Source organism: Streptomyces anandii JCM 4720 (genome assembly GCF_014650655.1).
Taxonomy (GTDB): Bacteria; Actinomycetota; Actinomycetes; order Streptomycetales; family Streptomycetaceae; genus Streptomyces; species Streptomyces anandii.
Map to the genome: position 1 here is coordinate 50726 of NZ_BMVJ01000019.1, position 7945 is coordinate 58670.

7 protein-coding genes are annotated in these 7945 nt (G+C 71.5%); 4 read left to right on the plus strand and 3 right to left on the minus strand.

Annotated elements, in window-relative coordinates; all coding sequences use genetic code 11:
* Window positions 1-939: AAA family ATPase (locus IE249_RS38675; RefSeq protein WP_229859385.1), on the plus strand; the 939-nt coding region annotated here is incomplete at its 5' end.
* A gap of 257 nt (window positions 940-1196) precedes the next feature.
* Window positions 1197-2612 carry a sugar porter family MFS transporter gene (locus IE249_RS27735; RefSeq protein WP_189709033.1) on the plus strand — a complete coding sequence of 472 codons (1416 nt, stop codon included), beginning with the start codon at window positions 1197-1199 and terminating at the stop codon, window positions 2610-2612.
* Window positions 2613-2700: 88 nt separating this feature from the next.
* Here the strand turns inward: IE249_RS27735 and IE249_RS27740 are convergent, their stop codons facing one another.
* Complete coding sequence (locus IE249_RS27740; RefSeq protein WP_189709035.1) at window positions 2701-3672, minus strand: LLM class flavin-dependent oxidoreductase; 972 nt, start codon at window positions 3670-3672, stop codon at window positions 2701-2703.
* A gap of 55 nt (window positions 3673-3727) precedes the next feature.
* Window positions 3728-5203 (minus strand): cytosine permease, encoded by a 1476-nt coding sequence (locus IE249_RS27745; protein WP_189709037.1) that lies wholly within the window; start codon window positions 5201-5203, stop codon window positions 3728-3730.
* Window positions 5204-5353: 150 nt separating this feature from the next.
* On the opposite strand from IE249_RS27745, the gene ftsY reads away from it, so the two are divergent.
* Window positions 5354-6565 carry a signal recognition particle-docking protein FtsY gene (ftsY, locus tag IE249_RS27750; RefSeq protein WP_189709039.1) on the plus strand — a complete coding sequence of 404 codons (1212 nt, stop codon included), beginning with the start codon at window positions 5354-5356 and terminating at the stop codon, window positions 6563-6565.
* 122 nt (window positions 6566-6687) lie between these two features.
* Here the strand turns inward: ftsY and IE249_RS27755 are convergent, their stop codons facing one another.
* Window positions 6688-7350 (minus strand): bifunctional DNA primase/polymerase, encoded by a 663-nt coding sequence (locus tag IE249_RS27755; RefSeq protein ID WP_189709041.1) that lies wholly within the window; start codon window positions 7348-7350, stop codon window positions 6688-6690.
* Window positions 7351-7798: 448 nt separating this feature from the next.
* Between IE249_RS27755 and IE249_RS40305 the strand changes: the two genes are divergently transcribed.
* Window positions 7799-7945 (plus strand): hypothetical protein (locus IE249_RS40305; protein ID WP_444544815.1); only part of this gene is annotated, 147 nt, incomplete at its 3' end.

Here is a 7945-nt window from a genome sequence, read left to right on the forward strand (position 1 = left end):
GCCAAGGCGCGGCGGGAGCAGGAGCTGACCGCGGCCCGTGCCGCCGGCCGCGACCTCAAGGCCGAGCTCGACAAGCTGACCGACTCGGTGCACAGGGGCGAGGTGCTCGGCGCCGAGAAGCGGCTGCGCATCGAGCAGCTGGAGACCAGGGCGCTGGAGGAGCTCGGCGTCGAGCCCGCGGGCCTGGTCTCCGAGTACGGGCCGCACCAGCCGGTCCCGCCGTCGCCGCCCGCCGAGGGCGAGCAGCTGCCCGAGGACCCGGAGCACCCGCGCAATCGGCCCCGCCCCTTCGTGCGCGCCGAGCAGGAGAAGCGGCTCAAGGCCGCCGAACGCGCCTACCAGCAGCTCGGCAAGGTCAACCCGCTGGCCCTGGAGGAGTTCGCGGCGCTGGAGGAGCGGCACAAGTTCCTCAGCGAGCAGCTGGAGGACCTCAAGAAGACCCGCGCCGACCTGCTCCAGGTCGTCAAGGAGGTCGACGAGCGCGTCGAGCAGGTCTTCACCGAGGCCTACCGGGACACCGCGCGCGAGTTCGAGGGCGTCTTCGGCCGGCTCTTCCCGGGCGGCGAGGGACGTCTGGTGCTGACCGACCCGGACAACATGCTCACCACGGGCGTGGACGTCGAGGCGCGTCCGCCGGGCAAGAAGGTCAAGCGGCTGTCCCTGCTCTCCGGCGGCGAGCGGTCGCTGACGGCCGTCGCGCTGCTCGTGTCGATCTTCAAGGCCCGGCCGAGCCCGTTCTACGTCATGGACGAGGTCGAGGCCGCCCTCGACGACACCAACCTCCAGCGGCTGATCCGGATCATGCAGGAGCTCCAGGAGTCCTCGCAGCTGATCGTGATCACGCACCAGAAGCGCACCATGGAGGTCGCCGACGCGCTGTACGGCGTCTCCATGCAGGGCGACGGAGTGTCCAAGGTCATCAGCCAGCGGCTGCGCTAGGTCCGCACCCGGCACCGCGCCGCTCAACTCCCCGCGTGTTCGCGCGCCTTCGGGGTAGTCGAACTGTGTGCACTGATTGACTACAACACTTGAACACAATCCCTCCACGGTTGAGGTCAAAAATCACAGCAGAGAACCTATTGACTTCGATAGTTGAAGACATAGTCTCTGCAACGTTGCTTTTACCTTCAGGTCTCACCGCCTGGAAGGGCTGACCCCCACCCCGGCAACGCTGCCGGTGTGCCCGAGGAGAACACGTGACCAGCACAGCGCAGGCCCCCAGGCCGTCAGCCGCCACTCACCCCGATCATCTCGGGCACGTCATCTTCATCGCCGCGGCGGCCGCCATGGGCGGCTTCCTCTTCGGCTACGACAGCTCCGTGATCAACGGCGCCGTCGAGGCCATCCGCAGCCGTTACGACGTCGGCCCGGCCGCGCTGGCCCAGGTCATCGCCATCGCCCTGATCGGCTGCGCCATCGGCGCCGCGACCGCCGGCCGCATAGCCGACCGCATCGGCCGCATCCGGTGCATGCAGATCGCCGCCGTGCTGTTCACCATCAGCGCCGTCGGCTCGGCGCTGCCCTTCGCGCTGTGGGACCTCGCCTTCTGGCGCATCATCGGCGGCTTCGCCATCGGCATGGCCTCGGTCATCGGCCCCGCCTACATCGCCGAGGTCGCCCCGCCCGCCTACCGCGGCCGGCTCGGCTCCTTCCAGCAGGCCGCGATCGTCGTCGGCATCGCCATCTCGCAGCTGGTCAACTGGGGTCTGCTGAACGCCGCCGGCGGCAACCAGCGCGGAAAGCTGATGGGCCTGGAGGCCTGGCAGGTCATGCTGGGCGTCATGGTGATCCCGGCCGTCCTCTACGGTCTGCTCTCCTTCGCCATCCCCGAGTCCCCCCGCTTCCTGCTCTCCGTCGGCCGCCGCGACCGCGCCCGCCAGGTCCTCGCCGAGGTCGAGAGCAAGGACGCCGACCTCGACGCCCGTGTCGCCGAGATCGAGCACGCCATGAAGCGCGAGCAGAAGTCCAGCTTCCGCGACCTGCTCGGCGGCAGCTTCCTCTTCAAGCGGATCGTCTGGATCGGCATCGGCCTGTCGGTCTTCCAGCAGTTCGTCGGCATCAACGTCGCCTTCTACTACTCGGCGACGCTGTGGCAGTCGGTCGGCGTCGACCCGACGGCCTCGTTCTTCTACTCGTTCACCACGTCGATCATCAACATCGTCGGCACCGTGATCGCGATGATCTTCGTCGACCGCGTCGGCCGCAAGCCGCTCGCGCTGATCGGCTCGGTCGGCATGGCCGTCGGCCTCGCCCTCGAGGCCTGGGCCTTCTCCTACGACCTGGTCGGCGGCAAGCTGCCCGCCACGCAGGGCTGGGTCGCCCTGATCGCCGCCCACCTCTTCGTGCTCTTCTTCGCCCTGTCCTGGGGCGTGGTCGTGTGGGTCCTGCTCGGCGAGATGTTCCCGAACAAGATCCGCGCCGCCGCCCTGGGCGTGGCCGCGGCCGCGCAGTGGATCGCCAACTGGGCGATCACCGCGAGCTTCCCGTCGCTGGCCGACTGGAACCTGTCCGTCACGTACATGATCTACACGTTCTTCGCCGCGCTCTCCATCCCGTTCGTCCTCAAGTTCGTCCGGGAGACCAAGGGCAAGACGCTGGAGGAGATGGGCTGACCCGCGGGAAGCCCCCCGGAGCCGAGGAGAGGGCCCAAGTCCCCGCTGTCTCTCTCCTCGAACCCCGCAAGGCGCGTACTGCCCCGGCTCACGCGGTGAGCCGGGGCAGTACGCGTTCGCAGAACAGGTGCAGGCTGCGCCAGCCCTCCTCCAGGGGCATCCCGCCGGCCAGCGGGTGCAGCACCAGGTGGTCCAGGTTCTGCGCCAGGCACTGGTCCGGAGTGACGACGCGGTACACGCCCTCCTCGCGCAGCGCGGCAACGCCCGTCGCCGCCGACCGCACCGCCGAGCGGATGTCCCCGGACTGCCAGGAGGCGTAGGTCCGCGCCTCGTGCAGCAGATGCTCGCCGTACACGGCCCAGGCGCGGTCGGGGTCCTCCGCGATGTGCAGCAGCGGGGTCTCGGCGGCGGGCATCACGGTCCAGCCCTCGGTGCCGTACTCCGACAGCCGCTCCTTGTAGTACGCCTCGAGTTCCGGCAGGTGGGCGCTCGGGAAGAACGGCAGGCCCAGCCGCGCGGCCCTGCGGGCGGCCGCCCGGGAGGAGCCGCCGACCAGCAGCAGCGGGTGCGGCTCGGAGTACGGGCGCGGGGTGACCCGTACCGTACGGCCCCGGAAGGTGAAGGGCTCGCCCGTCCACGCCTGCAGCAGGGTTTCCAGGAACTCGTCCTGGAGGGCGCCCCGCCGCTTCCACTCCACGCCGAAGTGGGCGTACTCCTCGGGCCGGTAGCCGATCCCGGCCACGGTCACCAGGCGGCCGCCGCCGAGCAGGTCCAGTACGGCGATGTCCTCGGCCAGCCGCAGCGGGTCGTACAGCGGGCCGATCGCCGCCGACACCGTGACCGCGAGATGCCGCGTGCCGCCGAGGACGGCTCCCGCGAAGGCGAACGGCGACGGCAGCCAGCCGTCGGCCACACCGTGGTGCTCCTCGGTCTGCACGGTGGTGATCCCGCGGTCGTCGGCGTACCGGGCCATCTCCAGGGCCGCCCGGTAGCGGGCGCCCAGCGAGTCCGGGGTGGCGCCGGGTTCGACGAGGTTGAAACGGACGACCGTGACGGGCATGGCTGCGTCCCCCTTCACCGGGCGGGTGTGCAGGGGGACGTTAGCTGACGATGCGTCAGACGGCCAGGCTCTCGGGTGTGGCGTTCCGCTGCCCGGGCAGCGCGTCGGCCGGCTCCCGGGCTGGGGTCGGCTTCACCACCGGCGGCTTGGGCAGCAGCGCGTACAGCAGTCCGGAGATCACCACGGTGGCGACCCAGCCGAGCCCGTACTCGCCGATGACGTTGCCCCGGGCCAGCGGGCCGGTGAACCAGTCCGAGGTGGTGAACATCAGGCCCGAGCCGAGGCCGATCGCCCAGGCGGCCACCGCGGCGGGGGAGAAGCCGCCCCGGTACCAGTAGGCGCTGGTGCGCGTGGTGTCGGCCATGGCCGCGCCGTCGTACTCCCGGCGCCGCAGCATGTCCGCGCCGAAGACGCCCACCCAGGCGGAGAAGGCGACGGCCAGCAGCGACAGGAAGGCGATGAACGAGCCCATGAAGCTGGTCGCCGCCAGCATCAGCACACCGCCGAAGGCCAGCGAGATCACGGCGTTGACCGACACCGCCCAGTGGCGCGGCACCCTGAAGCCCAGTGTCTGCGCGGTGAAGCCGGCCGAGTACATCGACATCGCGTTGATCAGCAGCATGCCGATCAGCGCGATCAGCAGATACGGCACCGCGATCCAGGTCGGCAGGATCTCACCGAGGAAGGACACCGGGTCCGAGGCGGAGGCCAGGTCGGGCGTGCCGACGGCCATCACCGCGCCCATCAGCACCATGGGCAGCACCACGATGCCGGCGCCGCCGACGGACGTGCCGACGATCGCCTTCGAGGAGGCCGTGCGCGGCAGGTAGCGGGTGAAGTCGGGCGCCGACGGGATCCAGCTGACACCGCCCGCCGCGATCATGCCGATGCCGGTGATCACCGCGGCCGTGGTGCCGGCGGGACGGTCGAACACCTTCGACCAGTCGGTGTCCAGGACCAGGTACCCCAGCACCAGCACCGAGAAGGCGCCGAAGAGGAAGGTCGCGTACTTGTTGCACTTCTGCACGGCGTTGATGCCGAGCCCGGAGATCGCGAAGGTCGCCGCGACGAAGGCCAGCAGCATCACCATGTCCAGCACGCCGTTCGCCCGCACGCCGAACACCACCTTCAGGATGGTGAGCACCGCGTAGGCGCCGGTCACCGCGTTGATCGTCTCCCAGCCCCAGCGGGCGACCCAGATCAGCGAGCCGGGCAGCAGATTGCCGCGCTGCCCGAAGACCGCGCGGGACAGCGCCATGCCCGGGGCGCCGCCGCGCTTGCCGGCGATCCCGATCAGCCCGACCAGGCCGTACGACACGACGGGCGCCGCGATCGCGACGATCAGGGCCTGCCACAGATCGAGGTGGTACGCCACGACGAGGCTCGCGCCCATCGTCAGCAGCAGCACGCTGATGTTGGCGCCGACCCAGGTGGGGAAGAGCTCGCGGGTCCGGGCGGTGCGCTCGTGGTCGGGCACCTGCTCGATGCCGCGGGTCTCCAGGGCGCCTTCGGTCTCGGCGGTCTTGCGCATGAAGAAGGTCCGTGCCTCGTTCGTGGGGGAAGTGGCGGGAACTCCGACTATCGTACTTTGATCCCACTAACGCCCGAATGTGGCGTTTGTCTCCTGCCGCGCGACGCAAGCGGGTCCGGGCCGGAACCCATGGCCGATACTGGACGCGTTATGGAAACCATCATCCTTGCTGTAGTCATCGCCGTGGTCGTGCTCGGCGCGCTCGGCGGGCTCGTCGTCGGCAGCCGGCGGAGGAAGCCGCTGCCCCCGCCGCCGCCCTCCGCACCCGACATCACCGCCCCCCCGGCCGAGCCGCACGTCGGCGACGAGGCCGAGACGCCGCGGGAGGAGCCGCGGCGGACGATCGAGGAGGTGGACCTGCCCGACGGCTCATCCCCCGTCGTGGTGGAGGAGCCGCCCGGCGTCGAGGAGCTCCCGGCGCCCGCGATCGAGGTGCCCGAGCCCACCGAGGGCCGCCTGATCCGGCTGCGCGCCCGCCTGTCGCGTTCGCAGAACGCGCTGGGCAAGGGCCTGCTCACCCTGCTCTCCCGCGAGCACCTCGACGAGGACACCTGGGAGGAGATCGAGGACACCCTGCTGACCGCCGACGTCGGCGTGCAGCCCACCCAGGAGCTGGTCGAGCGGCTGCGCGAGCGCGTCCGCGTGCTCGGCACCCGCACCCCCGAGGAGCTGCGCGGCCTGCTGCGCGAGGAGCTCCTGACGCTGGTCGGCCCCGACCTCGACCGAAAGGTCAGGACCGAGCCGGAGACCAGCAAGCCGGGCATCGTCATGGTCGTCGGCGTCAACGGCACCGGCAAGACCACCACCACGGGCAAGCTCGCCCGGGTCCTGGTGGCCGACGGCCGCAGCGTCGTCCTCGGCGCCGCCGACACCTTCCGCGCCGCCGCCGCCGACCAGCTGCAGACCTGGGGCGAGCGGGTCGGCGCCTACACCGTGCGCGGGCCCGAGGGCGGCGACCCCGCCTCCGTCGCCTTCGACGCGGTGAAGGAGGGCAAGGAGATGGGCGCCGACGTGGTGCTCATCGACACCGCCGGCCGGCTGCACACCAAGACCGGCCTCATGGACGAGCTCGGCAAGGTCAAGCGCGTCGTCGAGAAGCACGCCCCGCTGGACGAGGTGCTGCTCGTGCTCGACGCCACCACCGGGCAGAACGGCCTGGTCCAGGCCCGTGTGTTCGCCGAGGTCGTCGACATCAGCGGCATCGTGCTCACCAAGCTGGACGGCACCGCCAAGGGCGGCATCGTCGTCGCGGTCCAGCGCGAGCTGGGCGTCCCGGTCAAGCTGGTCGGCCTCGGCGAGGGCGCGGACGACCTGGCTCCCTTCGAGCCAGGAGCCTTCGTCGACGCCCTCATCGGCGACTGACCCCCACCCGACAGCCGACGCCGGCGCCCCGCCCCTGATCCAGTGGGGGCGGGGCGCCGGCGTCGTCAAGGGCGTGTTCGCGGCCGGGTGCGCGAGGCGTCGTGCCCGGGCCCGGCCCGTGATTACGCCCGTGAGCGGTGCGTCACGTAGGCCAGGGTGCCCAGGAGGAGGCGGGCCTCCGGGGGGCGGGAGGGTTCCAGGGCCGGGGGGCGGAGCCAGCGGACCGGGCCGAGGCCCGCGCGGTCGGAGGGCGGGGCCGTGATCGCGGTGCCGGGGCCGAGGCCGCGCAGGTCCAGGGAGCCGGGGTCGTCCCAGCCCATGCGGTAGAGCAGGGCGGGCAGCGTCCCGGCCGCGCCGGGGGCGACGAAGAAGTGGGCGCGGCCCTCCGGGGTGACGGTCACGGGGCCGAGGGGCAGGCCCATGCGCTCCAGCCGGGCCAGCGCGCGCCGCCCGGCCGCCTCGGCGACCTCGATGACGTCGAAGGCGCGCCCCACGGCCAGCATCACCGCGGCCCCCGGCAGCTCGGCCCACGCCCGGGTCACCTCGTCGAGCGTGGCGCCGGCCGGGATGCCGGGCGCGAAGTCCAGGGGATGGGCGCCCGGCGAGGGACAGCCGGCGCGGCCGCAGGAGCAGGCGCCGCCGACGGCCCGCGCGCCCCGCAGCACGTCCCAGCCCCACAGCCCGGTGTACTCGGCCACCGCCGTGCACTCCGACGCGCGGTACGACCGGCCGCGCCGCCGCGTGCCGGAGCGGAGCTCGCGCATGCCGCCGATCGTGAAGCCCATGCCCCCTCCAACGGGTCCGCCGCCTCGATGGTTACGAGGCGAATCCGACTCGTGACTCTCCGTTCCCACTCCCTCCCCGGCTCCGCCAGGTCCAGGCGGCGCCCGGAAGCACCCCGGGTGGTGCGCTCGACGGCACGCGCCCTTGCGCACACCGCTCCGCCCGCTCGCGGTTGTCCTATGTCAAGTGAATCGCGCCAACGCCACCGAGAGTTCATTCGATGGGGTGGCGAATGGTGGCGTTTCAGGGATCGCCATGGCTGGACGGGTGATCGTAGGATTACTGTGAGTGTGCGAGTCCTGGGGGCACATGCGCTCGTGGGTATGCCGGAGGCAAGTCGACCCTCCGTTCGACGGGTGAGAAGCGGCGGACGGAAGGCCGTATTGACCGGCATTCTGATAGGGCTTGGCGCACTCAGCGACAAGTGGTCTCAGGAATGGGGGCGTTCCAGTGAGCGGCAACGGCGGTGGCGGGACGAGCGCGACGAGCGCGGGCGGCGCGGACAAGCGCCCGAACGAACTGCTCGCGTCGTGGTTCGTGCGCAGCGGCTGGTCCAAGGGCGAGCTGGCCCGCCAGGTCAACCGCCGCGCCCGCCAG